This is a genomic window from Lactobacillus panisapium, assembly GCF_019469265.1.
Taxonomy (GTDB): domain Bacteria; phylum Bacillota; class Bacilli; order Lactobacillales; family Lactobacillaceae; genus Lactobacillus; species Lactobacillus panisapium.
Genome location: NZ_CP048268.1, coordinates 440088 through 457206, shown reverse-complemented (window position 1 = coordinate 457206; position 17119 = coordinate 440088). Strand labels below are relative to the sequence as shown.

The following is a 17119-nucleotide window of genomic DNA, read 5'->3' as shown; positions in this document are numbered from 1 at the left end:
ATCCCTCCTAAATCATTTTTTCTAGCATATCGAGCCGAACTTGGTGACGACCACCAGCATAGTCTGTATCAAGATAATGTTGAACAATTGAGTAAGCTAGTTGCTCACCAACTATTCCGCTGCCAAGTGCAATTGCCTTTGCACCATTATGCATTGCCGTCATATGAGCGGTTCGTTCTTCATTAACGTTTGCGGTAACCATGCCCTTAACTTTATTGGAAGCCATGGCAGAACCAACCCCATACTCGTCAAACATAATTGCCTTTTTAATACCATTATCAAGTACTTCATGCGTAACTTTTAAGCTCGAATCAACAAAGTCCTCTGCTGGCTTTTCTGTTACGTCCAAAACTTCATAGTCATGACTTTCAAGATACTTTTTAACCTTTTCTTTTAAATCGAAGCCACCTTTATCACTGCCAATGACCACCTTCATCGCTAAGTCTCCTTTCCCTAACAACTACTTATAAATAGTTGTAAATTGACTGTAATGTTTTTCCAATTCAGGCTCAATTCCATGGTTGGTAATCAGACCGTCGACCTTGCGCAAATCATAAAATTCATGAAAATCACTGTGATCAAGCTTAGTATAATCAGCTACCACAAATTTTATTTGTGAACGATCTAGCCCGACTTCTTCGGTTTGGCCCTCTTCTAAGTTAGCTGTTGTCATAGAAGCATCTTTAATGCCATTAACCCCTACAAAGCCAACAGAAAATGACATCGTCTCCAGTTCACTATTAGCTAGAGCGCCCAAAAAAGCACCACTAATTCGGCGGTAAGAGCCGCCAACCATAATTAAGTCATAATCATTCAGATTATTTTTGGCTGCTTCAAAAACAGGCAGCGAATTAGTAACAATCCGCAGATGCTTGACCTTTAAATTAGCAACCATCAATTCCAAAGTCGTCCCTGGTCCTACATAAATAGAATCATTTTCATGAATCAAATTACAGGCACGCTTTGCAACTTCGATTTTTTCCTTAATATGGATTTCACGCTTTTGCTGATAGCTCTTCTCAATTCTACTTTGGTCTGTTAACTGCTGGGCTCCGCCATGAACTCGCAAAATTTTGTTTGCTTTATGCAATTCATTGAGGTCACGTCTAATTGTCATGTCAGAAACTTTTAGCGCTTGTGCTAGTTCGTCAACCGTAACAAATTTTTGCGTGTTAACTATTTGCAAGATATTTTTTAATCTTTCACTTTTTAGCATTGGTTACCTACTTTTTAAACTAGATTAAGCAACTAACTTAGTTCACCTTTAGTATAAGTGTTCTTTTTTGTTTGTCAATGTTTGAATATGTTTGATAAACGAATTAAGAGTAATTAGCTGCAAGTTATTTCTTCTTCCTAAATCTATTCTAGATCATGTTGTTCAAAAATTATTAAATCAATTTCTTCTTCACAAATAAACAGCAAAATTAAGGTTTAACCAACTATTTCTTCTTTTTAACAAAAATGAAGTTTACAGCAAGCCATAAACTTCATTTTGTTCATATTCTAATTTGCTTTTACCATTGCTACTGCGTCACCTTTTGTTACCTTTTCTTCAAGAGATTTAACTGGTTTAGTTAACCAATTATTTGTGGTAACTAAGGTTATGACAATTGGATCTTTCCCAGCAGCCTTAATTTGTTCAATATCCATTTTAACAAGTAATTGTCCTTTTTTAACATTCTCGTTTTCTTTTACCATTAAGGCAAAAGGTTTCCCAGCTAATTCAACTGTATCAAGTCCTAAATGTAATAATATTTCCAGTCCAGCAGCATTTCTTAGGCCAATTGCATGCTTGGTTTTAAAAATGCTGATTACAGTACCATTAATTGGTGAACAGACTTTGCCATCCGCCGGAATTATGGCAAAACCGTCACCCAACTTTTTTTGTGCGATTAGATCATCATTAACCTGATCTAGCGGAATAACTTTGCCGTTAACTGGTGCTGCTATTTCCTCAATATTAGGCTGTGTGATTTTTTCACCTATATTTGGTTTAGGCTTAGAATTCGTTTGCTCGGTTTGAAATAGAACATTTTGTTGTCTTTTCCGATCCGTTTTTAGCAAAATCGTAGTAATAACAAAACTAGCAATAATTCCCGTTAACCAGGTAATAATTCCACAAATAAAGTTTAAAGTTGGGTTTTGTCCAACAAAATATGAAATGAGAGCAATAAAGCCTGGTGCCATCAAAGCCCCCTGTTTAATGTGAAGCAAGCCACCAACTAATCCGCCGATAGCTCCACCAGCAATCGCACCAATTAAAGCTTTTCGGTATGGAAGCAAAAAGCCAAAAATAGAAGGTTCCGTAATTCCCATTAAGCCAGTAAAACCTGCCGAAAAGCCTTCACCCTTAGTAATTTTCTTTTTGCTAAATACTGCAATGGCTAAAGCAGCTGCCCCCATTGCAGCATTACTTGGCAATGCCGCAGGATAAATCAACGTATCATAGCCAAATTCTGCCACATTGTTCATTGCAATTGGCACAAATCCTTTGTCAATTCCAAACATTACCAAAATAGGATTAAGAGCACTATATAAGGTAAATGCAAGCCAGTTTGCCTTCGCACTAAGCCAGTTAAAGCAACCCGCTATTGCAAAACTAATTGAATTGCTAATTGGTCCGATAATCACGAGTGTTATAGGAGCTGCCAACAAAATTGCTAGCAAAGGTGTAAAAAAGTAGGTAATTTCTTTGGGCATAATCTTATCAATCAACTTATAGATAAATGCCAGTAATAATACTCCTAAGATTGAAGTCAATAAAGTACCGTTATATTGCATTTTAGGTAAATTAATACCTAAAAAATTCAAGCCAGCAACATTGTTAATATCACCAAAAGTTAATATTGCCCCTAAAAAAGCTCCCATTACGGTGGGAATTTTTAATTTTAAAGCTGTTTGAAAACCAACAAAAATAGGGATGTAATAAAAGCCGGCTGAAGCAATACTTGTTAAAACTATGGCCGTACCACTCTTGGGATTTAAGCCGAAAAAGGTCTTACATAAGTTAAGAATTGCTAGTAAAAAGCCGGCTGCTACGATTACAGGCATAATGGGCAAAACAACTCCACTAATGAAATCCAGTATCTTAGAAAATAGACTTTTAACAGTTAGCTTTTCTTCCTTTTTTTGATTATTTTGTCCGCCTAATTGTAGCTCGGGCAGTAGCTGATTATAGTAATCATCAACTTTTGTACCAATAAAGTTCTGAACTTCATTGCCCTTGATTACAACGCCCTTAATACCTGGCACTTGTTCTAGTGCTTGTTTATCAACTTTCAAGGGATCGATAACAGTAATTCTTAGTCGAGTTGCACAATGATATACGTCAGTAATATTACTTTTTCCACCAATTGCACGCAACAACACAGTTGCAATTTGATTAAAGTCTTGTTTTTCAGTCATTTTTTAAGCTCCCAGAAAAATATTGATCAATAAAATCACGGTACCAGTAGTAGCTCTTTTTGGGAGTCAAAGCCAGCTGATGAGCAAAATCAACCCTGATTAAGCCATAGCGCTTTTCATAGCCATTAATCCAGCTATACAGATCCATGGCAGACCAATGATAGTAACCATGCACCTTTACGCCCTCAGACTTGGCCTTTAGCAAATATTTTAAAAACTCAGCGGTCAACTTAATACGCTGTTCATCATTAACAAAACCAGTCTCATCTGCTTGTTCATAGCCACCATGACCATTCTCTGTAATCATAATTAATTTAGGCTGATATTTTCTTTGTACTTCACATAATGCTGTATACATTACCCGAGGCAATTCTTCTCGTCCCCATTGATTACGTTTCACCTTAGGATCAAATGCCGATTTAAAAAGATTATGAATCTGAATTCCCTCTTTTGCCTTGCTACGACTCCCTTGATTATTGTGAAAAACCTTTGTGACATCTTTAGTTCCATCAGTCAGATATTGCCGATTGTATAAATTAAGTCCTAAATAGTCAGCTTTACCTGCTGCTAAGAGTTCCTTATCATCTTTTTCACGGTATAGTAAGCAATTAAATGCAGCCAAAACTTCATCCGTTTCCTCAGGCATTTTGCCTAATAAGGCTGGACATAATATTTGCCTGTTATAAAAGAAATCCCCAATTAATTGAACATTCTTTTTATTTTTAGTTTCTGGCGCTAATTCAACATTGCCATTATCGTGCACAACCCCAATGATGCCATCAAGCCCTAAATCATGATAAATTTTGATTGCCTTTGCACTAGCAAGCATTAAATTATATTGATACTGAAAGTATGATTGAAAATCTAAATGACGATTAGGTGGATAATTGCCAACAACATTAACACAATAGCTGTAATAACGTGGTTCATTAATAGTTGCCCAAATTTTTACCCGATCGCCAAAATTTTCAAAACAAATCTTGGCATAATTGGCAAAATAATCCACTATTTTGCGATTTAACCATCCGCCATCGACGGCAAGTTCATAGGGTAAATCATAATGAAAAAGGGAAATATTCGGTTCAAGATTCTTTTCAATGGCGTAATCAATCACCCGATTATAAAAATCAATTCCTTTTTGATTGACTTGCCCCGTTCCCTTAGGCAAAATACGTGCCCAAGATATTGAAAAGCGAATTGTATTTTGATGCCCCTCCGCTAATAAATCAATATATTCTCGATAACGATGATAAAAGTCTGATGCAACGTCACCGTCCGTGTGGTTAATATTCAATTTACTATTGTGATTAAAGTAATCCCATTCACCAAGACCCTTTTGATCTTCATTCCAAGCGCCTTCACATTGGTAAGCAGCTGTCCCTGCTCCCCATAAAAAATCTTTATCCTTAAAAATATCTGCAAATTTTCTCATTAGCAATCCTTTCTGCCATATAATTTTTTCTTGATAGCGCTATCTACATTGCTATCTTAGCAATAAAAAAAAGAGCACGTGGTTCAAAAATTGAACCACGCACTCTAGCGGTTGACTCTTACTTTACTTAAATAATGCCACATACCTTAAAAAGATTTGGTCAAATAAGTATGTTATGCCATATTTACCATAGATCCCCAAATAATCTTCAGTAAAACTGCTGTTGCTAATATAAAAAACTTGGTCGTAGGATTTCGCTAAGTTTTCATTTCGGTTTCCCGTAATCATCATTTTGTCTCCTGGTAATTCGCGTAAAAAATCATTTAAAATTTCAGCGTATTTTCCAGAAGTAGAAACAGTAATCAACAAGGCATTAGGTTTCAATGCTTTTAAGTACTTGTTAGAACGATACTTTTGGTCTAGTACAACAATCACCTTATTGGCATAAATCATTTCCTGTTGAAATTTAATTAGTGTGTTACTTGTATTGTTAGCACATAATAAAATGACTTCATTATGGCGATTGATTTGATAAACAATTTGATCAAGTACTGAGCTAGTAAAAACAGTATTAATATCATCTAGCATCTTTTTGATTAATTCCGTTAACTGTAAGTTGTTGATGTGATAGTCTTCCTTAGACCGATGGCGAATATCACTGGGAAAAATTATTTTAGAAAACGATGATTTCAAATCAATCAAACTTGAATAGCCTAATTTTTCGCAAAAGCGTCTGACAGCAGATCGCGAAACATAAGCATGATCGATAATCTCATTAACAGTCACCTGGTCTAACCGAGAGATATTTTCCACTAAGTAAGAAGCAATTGCGTGATTGCCACTATCATAATGAGAATTGATTAATTCACTTAGTGAGTTTAGTAACCCAAGATTATTTACATTAGTCACCTTTAAACACTCCTATTAGCTCAAGCTGCAATTTTTGACATCAATTAACTTTAAGTATAGCCGATAACTATCAATTATGACTGCTATTTTTAATTTAAAAGATATTTTAGTTATTTATTCAAGCAGTTGATAAAATCTTCCTTTAGGTTAAGCTTTTTTTCTGAATTAGTAGTTTATACTAGTAGTAATAAGTTGTAACGATATAAAAAGGAAAAACATGCCACGAAAATCACGCTTTAGCTTACGAACTAAATCTGTTTTACTAGTTTTTTTAACAACAGTTATTTTTGTTATTACTGCTGGCAGCATCGCTTCATACCATGTCAGACAGAATCAAAAGCAAATAATCAAAGAAGAAATCGCTGGAGTTGCTAGAATTGCTGCTCAGGATACAACCGTTAAGGAGACCCTAAAAAAGCATCCCCAGCCCACCAAAAATAATTCATTGCAAAAATATGCCAATCAAATCACACAGGCATCTCGGGTTGATTTCGTTGTAATTCTAGACCGAAATTTAATGCGCTACTCCCACCCCGATACTAGTCGGATTGGCAAAAAATTTAGTTCTTCGCAAGATGCTAAAAAATCAAGCACTGGTAAAAGCCATTACTCACATCGCAAAGGTATTTTAGGAACGGGTTACCGCATCTTTGTTCCTGTTTTCAAGAACAAACAGCAAGTTGGCATTGTCTGCGTTGGCCTCACCGATAGCTCAATTAACCGGGCAATTTTATCTGCTCAAAAAGCGGTTATTCTTGGATCATTATTTGCTTTATGTGCTGGCATAATTTTGGCACTTTTTTTAGCGCAAAGGATTAAAAAATCTCTTTTTAATATGGAACCAGATGAAATTGCTACCAAGCTGACGGAACTACACGCTATTATTGATAGTATTGATGAAATCTTAATTGCTGTTAATGAACAAAACATCGTAATTACAACCAATTATTTAGCTAAAAAAACATTTCCAGCAGTGAAAGTGGGTACTGCACTAGATTCCAATTTAGCTAAACTAATTTTTAATCATAATCATTCACAAAATAAGACTAATGTTCCGCTCTTAATTAACGCTAAAGAATACATTGTATCCACTAGCAGGCTAGTTTATCATGACAAAACTTATGGCCAAATTGCTCTACTACAAGATCAATCAAAATACCAAAAACTGTCTGAACAATTAGCTGGAAGTGAGCAATACATTCAAGCGCTTAGAGCGCAATCGCATGAATTTCGCAATAAATTACAGGCAATTTACGGTATGATTGAATTAAAGCAATATGATAATGTTACTAATTTTATTGGCAAAGTTAACGCTAATTACCAGCAAGAGTTTGGCCAGCTAAACCAGCAGATTGAATCACCAGCTTTAGTCGGATTTTTAACCGGTAAAATTAATCAGGCTAAAGAGCAAAAAGTGACTTTGACACTTACTCCTGATTCTTATCTGCCACAAGCAATTGTTTCAGACCAATTAAATCTTGATCTGATCAAGATATTGGGTAACTTAATCGACAATGCATTAGCTGCCATTGATACCAGTGGTACCATTAAACTCGAACTTAATTATGATTCCGAGAGTACAACCCTGATTATCGAAGTGACCGATAACGGTAGTGGCATTGCGCCCGCTGTCCGAAAACAACTTTTTAAGCAAAAATATTCTACTAAAGGTAAGGATCATGGTTACGGCTTAATGCTGGTTAAGCAGATTGTCGATAATCATCACGGCTATATTGATATTACACCTTGTAACCCACATGGTAGCAATTTCTATCTTGAATTACCGATTAACAGCGAGGAGTAAAAATGTTACAGATTCTCATTGTGGAAGATGACCCCATGGTCAGTTCAATTAACAAACAGTACCTAATGAAAATAATTCCGCCTGCAAAAATGAGGCTTTATCAGGTAGATAGGGCAGACAAGGCATTAGCACTTGCGCAAAAATTGCAGCTCGATTTGGTCCTACTCGATATTTATTTGCCCAAAATTTCAGGAACTGAACTTCTTCACTTATTTATTGAACACAATCTCCATCCGAATGTAATCATGTTATCAGCTGCTAAAGATAGCCAAAGCGTTAACCACGCGTTAAACTATGGCGTACTCGATTACTTGGTAAAACCATTTTCTTTTGAGCGATTCCATAAGGCAATTGAGCATTTTCTAAAATATAACGAGGTATTAAATCAGGATCGACAATTATCGCAAACTGAACTCGATCAGGTTTTCATTACGCAAGATTTTGCTGGAGAAAAAGAAATGACCTCCTTACCCAAAGGACTATCAAATTTTTCTCTTAACAAAATAAAGGCGGTCATTGCAGAAACACCCGATTATTTTTCTAATCAGGAGATTGCCCGGAAGTCTAAATTCTCACGGATTACTACGAAAAAGTATTTAGACTATTTAGTAAAAACTAATGAATTAACAATCAAAACACATTACCTAAAGGTAGGTCGACCAATTAAACTTTATAAAGCTAATAAATAAAAGCGAACTATCAGCTGATAGCTCGCTTTTTTGTGTATTAACTTAATCTAACTTAACATCATTATCGGTCTTGCCTGTCTCTAAGACTTGGTGGAAGTTTTCATAACTGACAGCAATCATATCGGTTAAAGCTGGACTTGTGTAAGAACCAATGTGCGGAGTTAGTAGAACCTTAGGATATAAATCAACTAACTGCTTAGTCAGTTCATTAGTGATATTGCCTTTAAAATCATGTCCCAGCACTTCAACTTCGTCTGGTAAAACATCACTAGCAAAACCGGCGATTTGATTTTGCGTGATTGCCTTAATAATAGCAGGATAATCAGCAAGTTGTGTTCTCGCCGTATTAACCAAAACAGCAGTTGGTTTCATTTTCTTTAAAAAGTCCGCATCAATTAAACGATCATTTTGACCTGGGAAATACGGCACGTGGATTGAAACAATATCTGATTTTGCCAGCAATTCATCCTGCTCAACAAATTCAACATATTGTTTAGCAAAGTCGCTTGGGTAAGGATCATAGCCCAAAACCTTAGTCCCCATTCCGCTATATAGCTGCGCTTCAGTCGCACCAATTCGACCAGTTCCGATAATTCCCACAGTACTTGAATGAACTTCCCCAGAAAAAGTGGCGGTCGAAACACTAAAGTTTCCTTGCCTGGTCAAATCGGTTGCCAAGGCGGTATGTCTAAAGAGCATCATTCCTAGGGTCATAGCCAATTCGGCTACAGCGTATGGTGAATATGCTGGAACGCGAGCAACTTTCATTTCATATTTGGCTGCGGCCTTAAGATCAATATGGTTAAAGCCGACCGTTCTAGTAAAGACGTATTTAATGCCCCACTCATTTAATTTTGCCAAGTTTTGTGCGTCTGCCTTACAATTGGCACGTAACAAAACAGCATCCGCGCCTTTAGCAGTTTCAATATTATCGTGAGTTAACAATTCAGATTCCAATTGAACATCATAATGATATTTATTTAATTTCTTGAAGTAATCTACTTCATTTTCACGTACGCCATAAGCAACAATTTTAAACATAAAAACCTCCTAATTAATGAAATAATCCGCTTTGACTAAGAACACCGAGAAAGGCAATCCAAAATGGCATTGCCACTACCGCTAAAATTGTCGATACAAAGGATGCATTGGACGATAAGACCGCTTCACGATCAAAGCTAATCGCATAAGACGAAGCAACGGCAGCGGTTGGCGTAGCCATCATAATAATGATTGTACCTAAAGCAACATAGCTAATCGGTAAGATGTTAGTCACATTTAAGATGACCAATATTACCAAGTTAAGCAGTGGTACCAAGACAACCTTATTAAAACTGTAGTACCAAGAAGTCTTGTTTTCTGCAGCTTTTTTAAATGAAGTCGAACCTAAGGTAGCACCGATTGATAGCCAAGCAAGTGGTGATGCTAAGTTAGCCAGATATTGCAGTGGTTTGTACAGCCAAATTGCAGTCTGATCAATTCGATAAAAGGCAACCTTAATTATTGGTGCACCAGGATTAATTACGCCATTAACAGCTTGTCTTACAGCTACCTGTGGCATGTAATTTTGCACTAGCCACATAATCAGTCCCAAAAAAGTAGCAATTACGACCGGATTGACAAACATTTTTTTGATATTGCTTGCCTTCATTTTTAAGCCAGACATCTTAATATAGGCATAAGAATATAAAAAGATCCGGTAGCCAATATTAAAAATCGAGCTATACATTATACCCTTGGTGCCAAAGACCGCACCAACAATTGGAATCCCAAAAAAGGTTGTCGAACCAAAAGTGGTTAAAATTGCTAGAACATCTCGTTTATCTTTAGGATACTTGGCATAAGAAATTGGGGTTACCAAAATCAAAATAATATAAATTGCAATTCCCCAAATTAACACATTCATCCCTTGCGAAAAAGTTTCGCCATTAATCGGTTGCATAAATGAGTTGAATGCCAAAGCCGGAAGCGCAACTGTTAAAACAATCTTAGATAAAAGCTTACCATACTTTTCTGTAAAGATATTACGCTTACGTAAATAAAAGCCCAATAAAATAATAAAAATTGTTGACGTTATTGAGCTAACTATTGCAGCATTGGAAAATGTCACTTGAATCGCTTTCGCAATATTCATCTTTCTCCTCCTACTTAATTACATATTTCACAATATATTTTAGTTTTAACCTCAATATTTGATAATAATAGTAAATTAATGTAACCTTTTGTAACTTATGTAAGCGAAATCAAATTAATATCAACGAGTGATTCTACCAGTAAAGTGACTGGCATTTGTCAGAAAATTCAAGCTAGTAGAATATGTGAATAAAAAGACAAAGCAAAAGCATCCTATTTGATTTTCACAAAATAGGATGCTTCTTAACATTATTTTTGTATGAACTATTTAAAATTCATCAAAGCCGTCTAACTCATCAGTTAGAATAACATTGTCTAGAGCATCATAATTAATAATTCCATTTTTTGCGGCCTTAGTGCTTCTATTAAGATTATCAGTCACATTACCATCATTGATAGTCAAAATTCGAATTAAAAATGGTAAATTGACGCCTGTAACTAGGTGCAACCGATTATTTCCCACTACTAATTCTTGTAAAGTGTTATTAGCACTTCCTCCGTCAATATCCGTACAAAAAAGTATATCCTCTCGATCATATTTGGCAATTATGTCTTTAACAGCTTTATTATAATTCTCACATTGTGGAGTAAATGCACAAATAGCAAAAAGGTCTTTTTGCTTTCCTAAAATATGTTCAGTCGACTTCTTTAGCTCCTTTGCTAAATAGCCGCGAGTTGCTATCACTATTTTCATCATTTATCCTCTCTGATTGAAGCTCTAATTTCTTTTTCTATTTATTATTTTGCTTATAAACATTCTTTAAATCTGTGTAAAATCTATATTGTCTAATAAATATACCTTTAATGGTGCTTTTGCAAGTATTTTCTCAAAAATATTGTCACTAATACTATTTAATAACTGTGAATTACAAGGATAAAAAATAGTAGATAACTTTTGGTTCAAAGTTATCTACTACTATGTGAAAAATATTTATTACTGACTATGAAAGTGCAGTTATTGTTTGGTTGGCCAAATTCTATTTAACCCCGAAACTGAATTTACGTAAAAATCATCTGGTTGAAGCCCGGTTATTTGACAAAATTTTTCAGTTAAACGCGGAAGACCTAAACGAGACCATACCCGTAAATTGGTTTGGTCATTCACCTTAATCCAGTACCCTAATTTATTAAGTTCAGGATAGTCTTGAAGATCGAGTTTTCGCCCATTTTTTAATGAAAACATATATGCAGTATTCCAAAAAAGAAAATTTCCTTTAAAAAAAGAATGGAACGATAATTGCTTTTCTTCATGATAATTCTTAAGCAATTTATTCATTTTATGTCCTCCTCGCATTTTGAAGTTTAACAGACTGATGATATTTTTATCTTAGTCAGTTTACTTTATGCTGCTATCATAGCACCATTTGGACCAATTAGATAGCTCTGACCATTTTGGCAGATTGTTATTGAATAAATATGTGCTAGTCCTAGATTTAATTAATAATGAATATCATTTTTTACTTAATTTAATCATCAGTGTAATCTGAAACTAAATAAGGCGCATCATACATGATGCGCCCTATTAGTCTAGTTATTATACTTCTTATCGCTAATGATTTTTCCATTACCGATTGATCTGATTTTTTGTGAAGCATCATCGTCATCACCATTTTGGTGGAAGACGCAACCAGAATATAGCATTACTTGTTTATGCTCATAATCATCATGCTCAAAAGTGTAAGTTATCTTATAGACAACATTACTACTATTATCTGGCGCAGGCGAAATGGAAACAATGCTACAATCCATATCATAAGAAATTATCTCGTCATTGTCATTAAAGTTACCGATCTGCTCATGCAGTTCTTGGTAACCCTTATTCTCCGCGCCACCAACAAATGCATCTTCATCTGGATCTTCGAAGTTGTCTTCCAAGATACTTTCGGCATCATCCTCGCTGATTAAGCCAGGCCATTCAGGCTTAACGACATTGCTACTACTATCATCGTCATCATCAAAGCCTAAATCATCATAATCAATTACCTTTGATCTGATTGCCTTGCCGTCAACTTTCATCATGACATAAATCTTCATGTCATCCGTAGCAGGATATTCTTTAAATACTTTTTCACCGCTCTTATCTAGCGTACCAACCTTTTTCTCGTTAATATAAACATCCGCACCAGGAGAGCTTTTAACCGTAAAATTGACGGTCTTGATATTCATATTAATTGCACTATTTGAAAAAATATTGGCGCTTTTATCAGCAGTTAACTTATGACCTGCAGCAGTCGATTTAACTACAATATGGTATTTTCCAGGAAACAGTGGTTGTACCTGCTTATAATAATTTTCGCCACTACCATTAACCCCGCCAATTTTTTCATCATTAACATAAATCGTTGAATTGGCATGATTGGTCTTAATATGCGGCGTAAAAGTCTTAAATTTTAACGTATATTTAGGGAAAAGCAGTAAATACCGTCCTGACTGTACTAACGAAACGTCTTCATAAGTATCACCATATTTAAAAGCTTCTGCCATCTTATCGGCATCGCTACTATGATCAAAATAATAATTTTGCGTTGGCTTCAAAGCCGCATTAGTGACATGCACACTAGGATTATCCGAAGTAACATAATCTGCTAAGTTTTCCCGCGGATTTTTTAAATACGCAGTAATCTGATCAACTTGATTTTTCCGTTGATAATGATTTGATCCCCAAGCATAAAAAGCAATGAAAGCAACAACTAAAACGCCCACAATGCTCAAGATTATCTTAGTTTTCTTTTTCATCGGCTGGCGCGGATTATTCACAGTCTGTACTTGGTTTTGTGAATTATTGTTAGCAGCTTGCCGGTGAGTCTGATCCGTTCGGTATTCTTGCCGGCTTTGCTTATTATTAGATAGCTTTGCACCACAGTTGGAACAAAACTCCTCGTTTTCATTAACTCGTCGTCCACAATTTGGACAAAATTCATTTTTATTCATCTTTACACCATCTACATTGAACCATTAAAACCTGAAATAATTTGATTAAAAACTGACCGTAAAACGGAATTATAAATAAGCGAGTTCATAATCAAACTACAAACAAAAATAATGCCAAAAGCAAGCAAAGCGCCATATGCTTTGTCCCGTCGAGCACCATCATTTGCTAGTAAGGCAACTTCTTGACCAATAAAGAATAAAACAAATAATAGTAAAACTAAAAATAAAGTAAATCTGATACTGTTAAGCCCTAAAACCATTAATAAAAAGAAAATGACCGTCAAAATCAAATTTAGGTTACTAGCATGAATCCCGCGGTTGACAAAATCTAGTAAATGAACTTGCTCATCATAAATAAATTTATAGGCCGCAAAGTGACTAGCAATCACAATCACTTGGAAAATCAGGACGATTAAAAATACCCGAAAGACAATGCTGAAAGAAATATCAAAATTGCCCCAACCTCTGGTATCGACTCCGAAATGATTGACTAAGCCAATTGCACCGGTAATAACTGACTTGGCAAAGAAATATAATCCAGTAACAAATAAAACATCTTCAATTAAAATTGTTAACCAGCCGTACCAGCTTTGAGCAGTTAAATTGCTGGCTGCGGGATGTTTCCATGATTCAACCAGCCATTCCCAATAATTTTGCAAATAGCTACCAGAATTAACATGCTGCTGATTAACTTCAGCCACAACTGGCGCAGTTTTTTCAGTTGCAGTAGTAGCCTGCTCTGGCTCTTTTTCTAACGTAATTGAACGTAAGTCATTACCGCATTTAGTACAAAAATTAACCCCATTTTCCATTAGGGCACCACAATTAGGGCACTTTTTCATTAATTGCTCCTTACATTTATAACAACATTATATGTCTATTAACTACTTTCATCAGCTCCCAAAATCTGGAATAGCAGTATTGGATAATAAAACTTCTTCCCACTTTATCTTTTACCCAAATAACTAAACTATATATAAAAAAAGCTAAAAAAGCAGAACACTAATTCATTGTAAAATTATCTATTTTTACTGTCAAATTATAGTATTAGACTATATTGAACTGTTTCATAGTTGGTACTTTTTCAAACTGTAGTAAACTAGAGATTAAAAATGAACAAATGAGGTTTAAAAATGAAAATTGTGAATTTGGATAGTTATGCCTTAAACCCTGGTGACCTTGATTGGACACCCCTTAAGCAGTTGGGCGAATGTACCATTTATGATCGAACACCAGTCGATGATGATGCCGAGATTTTGCGCAGAATCGGTGATGCTGAAATAGTGTTAACTAATAAAACACCATTAAATCGAAGTGTTATCACCAAAGCACCTAATCTTAAATACATTGGCGTCACCGCTACCGGGTACAATGTGATTGATACTGCAGCTGCACGGACAGCTAACATCCCCGTCACTAACATCCCAACTTACGGCACGGACGCAGTAGCACAGTTCACTTTCGCCCTTTTACTTGAAATTACTAGCCAAGTTGGTTTGCACAATAAACTGGTTCACGCGGGGCGCTGGAGCAGCAATCCTGATTTTACTTTCTGGGCAAAACCATTAATCGAACTGCAAGGTAAAACAATGGGACTAATTGGCTTTGGTAGCATCGCACAAAAAGTCGCCGAAATTGCTCACGCCTTTTCAATGAAGGTCATTTTTTATAATCATCGTCCAAAAACAAACCTTCCAGACTACGTCAAACAAGTTAGTCTGGATGAATTATATCAACAAGCCGACATTATTAGTCTTCACGTGCCACAAGCACCTGAAACAACCGAAATGATTGACCGAGAAGCAATTACCAAGATGAGGGATGGCGTTCTATTACTTAATACAGCACGCGGGGGCTTAATTAACGAGCAAGATGTTGCCGACGCTTTGAATAATGGCAAAATTGGGGCAGCTGGTGTTGATGTTGCCACCAAGGAGCCAATTCCTACTGACAGTCCGTTATTAACGGCAAAGAACTGCTACATCACACCCCATATTGCTTGGGCACCGCGCGAAACGCGTGATCGGCTATTAGGAATCGCCATTGATAACCTGAAGGCCTTTTTAGCAGGCAAAGAGCTTAATGTGGTTAATTAAACTGGTAAATAATATAAAAAGCAGACAAACCACTGATTTTTGAGGTGAATCCTAAAATTAGGATACTCATTTTCGGTGTTTTGTCTGCTTCTTTTTTGCTTAAAGAGCCAGTTTCTTCCTACACTAATTCTACTATTAATCTGACATGTACTTACTCAATAGCCAAATTGGCGTACAACTCCATGCATGACAAAAACTATTTTCAATCGGACTATCATACGGAGAATATGCCGGATTCTCAGGTTCAAAGGCCTCCCAAAAGGTATCAGCACCAAGATCAACCATTTTACCCCAATACTCCTTCATCAATTTAATTGCTTCATCTTTCATTTCCGCTTCAAATAAGGCTTGATCAATATGATGATACATGTAAGGCGTCGCAATTCCACGCACCGGGAATAATTTGTTTACGGTCTTAGTCATAATCTGATGATTGGTTTCATCATCCATTACATGGGCTAAAACCATCCAAACCTGACTAGCAATATTGACCTCACGCTTTTTACCAGAAACAAATAAACCGGTCTGTGGATCAAATTGATTATCTGTCGCAAAGTTTTTTAATTTCTCAAGTTCTTGTTCGTACTTAGCTAATTCAGGATCATTTATCATTTTTGCTAAAGCAATTAATTGCCGCAAGACATAGATGGTAATAGCTTGCCCAGCAGTTGTTTTGTCAAAGTCATTTGACCAGTCAACAAAGGTAACATACTGCTGATCTGGTACTACTTCACCATTATCTCCAATAAATCTGCGAGTGTATTCCCACTGCTTTTTAGCAATTGGATAAAGATCAGTCAAAACCTCTTCATCTTTTTCGTGTTTTTCCAAATCGGCCAAAGTTGAAATGAAAAATAAGCTGTAATCATACATAAAGGTATCGTCGGGGACATATGGCTGATTGGTAAACACGTTTGCCGAGATCCTGCCATCTTTAGCTGTCATTGCGCCAAATAAATATAAGCATCTTTTAACTAGAGCAGTATTATCAAATGAAGCATAATTAGCTAGTGCCTGCAGTCGCAGATCGCCTAACCATAAACGGCGGTCACGCTTAGGTCCATCTTCAAAGACATCTTGCATACAATCTTGCAGCGTATTGATTCCAACTTGATAAATTGCATTGAGCTTGTCATCTTTAAAATCAGGCTTTCTAAGGTTGGTGCTTGAAACAGCACTTTGAATTGTGGCAGTTGGCTTAGAAAAAACGGCAAACCACTTAGGCGAGGTATCAATCACACTAAGTTCGACATACCTAAAGCTATATCTTCGTGGCAATTCCAATTCTGCTGGTAAGCGATCAAGGTGAATAACCTCTTCTTGAATCCAGGACTTACTAAGCCAGCCGTCATAATCTTGTGAATCATACCTAAATTCATTGGGCATCTCAGCAAATTTCACTTTAAAAGCTACGGGTGCATCCATTGGTGAGCCAACATGTTCAATATGAATGGCAAATTTTCCCACACAATGTTGACCAAAATCAATGATTACGTGATCATTTCTAGTCATTTTTAATTGTGCTAACTGCTCAATATCACCGACTTCTTTTATACCGGTATTTTCAAGCTTAGAAGGATCATCGGTCAATTCAACCAATCTTTTGGCACTAATCTTATTTGTCAGTAGCTTGGGACGATATTGATCCGCCTTTTTTAGCAAGTCGTCATCGTGGTTAAACTCAACATCCTTATTTATTTGAAATTTGAAAACCATTATT

The 17119-nt window shown here is 36.1% G+C and carries 15 protein-coding genes; 3 read left to right on the top strand and 12 right to left on the bottom strand.

What is annotated here, in order from left to right; all coding sequences use genetic code 11:
- Positions 1-7 precede the first annotated feature (7 nt).
- The 5 genes from lacA to GYM71_RS02145 form a co-directional block, all read right to left on the bottom strand.
- Complete coding sequence (gene lacA, locus GYM71_RS02165) at positions 8-436, bottom strand: galactose-6-phosphate isomerase subunit LacA (RefSeq protein ID WP_220220758.1); 429 nt, start codon at positions 434-436, stop codon at positions 8-10.
- Positions 437-460: 24 nt separating this feature from the next.
- Positions 461-1216 (bottom strand): DeoR/GlpR family DNA-binding transcription regulator, encoded by a 756-nt coding sequence (locus tag GYM71_RS02160; protein ID WP_220220757.1) that lies wholly within the window; start codon positions 1214-1216, stop codon positions 461-463.
- A gap of 287 nt (positions 1217-1503) precedes the next feature.
- Positions 1504-3405 (bottom strand): glucose PTS transporter subunit IIA, encoded by a 1902-nt coding sequence (locus GYM71_RS02155; RefSeq protein ID WP_220220756.1) that lies wholly within the window; start codon positions 3403-3405, stop codon positions 1504-1506.
- Positions 3398-4837, bottom strand: a complete 1440-nt coding sequence (locus tag GYM71_RS02150) for a glycoside hydrolase family 1 protein (protein ID WP_220220755.1) — start codon at positions 4835-4837, stop codon at positions 3398-3400. The genes GYM71_RS02155 and GYM71_RS02150 overlap by 8 nt, the downstream gene beginning before the upstream one ends.
- 123 nt (positions 4838-4960) lie before the next feature.
- Positions 4961-5746 (bottom strand): MurR/RpiR family transcriptional regulator, encoded by a 786-nt coding sequence (locus GYM71_RS02145; protein ID WP_220220754.1) that lies wholly within the window; start codon positions 5744-5746, stop codon positions 4961-4963.
- Between the two features lie 217 nt (positions 5747-5963).
- Here GYM71_RS02145 and GYM71_RS02140 point away from each other — a divergent pair, with 217 nt between their 5' ends.
- Both GYM71_RS02140 and GYM71_RS02135 read left to right on the top strand, forming a co-directional pair.
- Positions 5964-7550 (top strand): ATP-binding protein, encoded by a 1587-nt coding sequence (locus GYM71_RS02140; protein WP_220220753.1) that lies wholly within the window; start codon positions 5964-5966, stop codon positions 7548-7550.
- 2 nt (positions 7551-7552) lie between these two features.
- On the top strand, positions 7553-8239 hold the full coding sequence (locus tag GYM71_RS02135) for a response regulator (protein ID WP_220220752.1): 687 nt from the start codon (positions 7553-7555) through the stop codon (positions 8237-8239).
- 42 nt (positions 8240-8281) lie between these two features.
- On the opposite strand, the gene GYM71_RS02130 is transcribed toward GYM71_RS02135, so the two are convergent.
- The 6 genes from GYM71_RS02130 to GYM71_RS02105 all read right to left on the bottom strand — a co-directional run bounded on the left by GYM71_RS02130 (position 8282) and on the right by GYM71_RS02105 (position 14145).
- Complete coding sequence (locus GYM71_RS02130; protein WP_220220751.1) at positions 8282-9280, bottom strand: NAD(P)-dependent oxidoreductase; 999 nt, start codon at positions 9278-9280, stop codon at positions 8282-8284.
- A gap of 13 nt (positions 9281-9293) precedes the next feature.
- A complete protein-coding gene (locus tag GYM71_RS02125; RefSeq protein WP_220220750.1) occupies positions 9294-10373 on the bottom strand; it encodes an AEC family transporter in 1080 nt (359 codons plus the stop codon).
- A gap of 267 nt (positions 10374-10640) precedes the next feature.
- Positions 10641-11066, bottom strand: coding sequence for a PTS sugar transporter subunit IIA (locus GYM71_RS02120; protein WP_220220749.1), 426 nt, complete (start codon positions 11064-11066; stop codon positions 10641-10643).
- A gap of 261 nt (positions 11067-11327) precedes the next feature.
- Entirely contained in the window at positions 11328-11648 is a 321-nt protein-coding gene (locus GYM71_RS02115) for a hypothetical protein (RefSeq protein ID WP_220220748.1), read from the bottom strand.
- 251 nt (positions 11649-11899) lie between these two features.
- Positions 11900-13303, bottom strand: coding sequence for a zinc ribbon domain-containing protein (locus GYM71_RS02110; RefSeq protein WP_220220747.1), 1404 nt, complete (start codon positions 13301-13303; stop codon positions 11900-11902).
- A gap of 11 nt (positions 13304-13314) precedes the next feature.
- Complete coding sequence (locus GYM71_RS02105; RefSeq protein ID WP_220220746.1) at positions 13315-14145, bottom strand: DUF6574 domain-containing protein; 831 nt, start codon at positions 14143-14145, stop codon at positions 13315-13317.
- 291 nt (positions 14146-14436) lie between these two features.
- Here GYM71_RS02105 and GYM71_RS02100 point away from each other — a divergent pair, with 291 nt between their 5' ends.
- Positions 14437-15399 (top strand): D-2-hydroxyacid dehydrogenase, encoded by a 963-nt coding sequence (locus GYM71_RS02100; RefSeq protein WP_220220745.1) that lies wholly within the window; start codon positions 14437-14439, stop codon positions 15397-15399.
- A 135-nt stretch (positions 15400-15534) separates the two neighbouring features.
- Here the strand turns inward: GYM71_RS02100 and GYM71_RS02095 are convergent, their stop codons facing one another.
- Positions 15535-17115, bottom strand: coding sequence for an alpha-L-rhamnosidase-related protein (locus GYM71_RS02095; RefSeq protein WP_220220744.1), 1581 nt, complete (start codon positions 17113-17115; stop codon positions 15535-15537).
- Between the last annotated feature and the right edge of the window lie 4 nt (positions 17116-17119).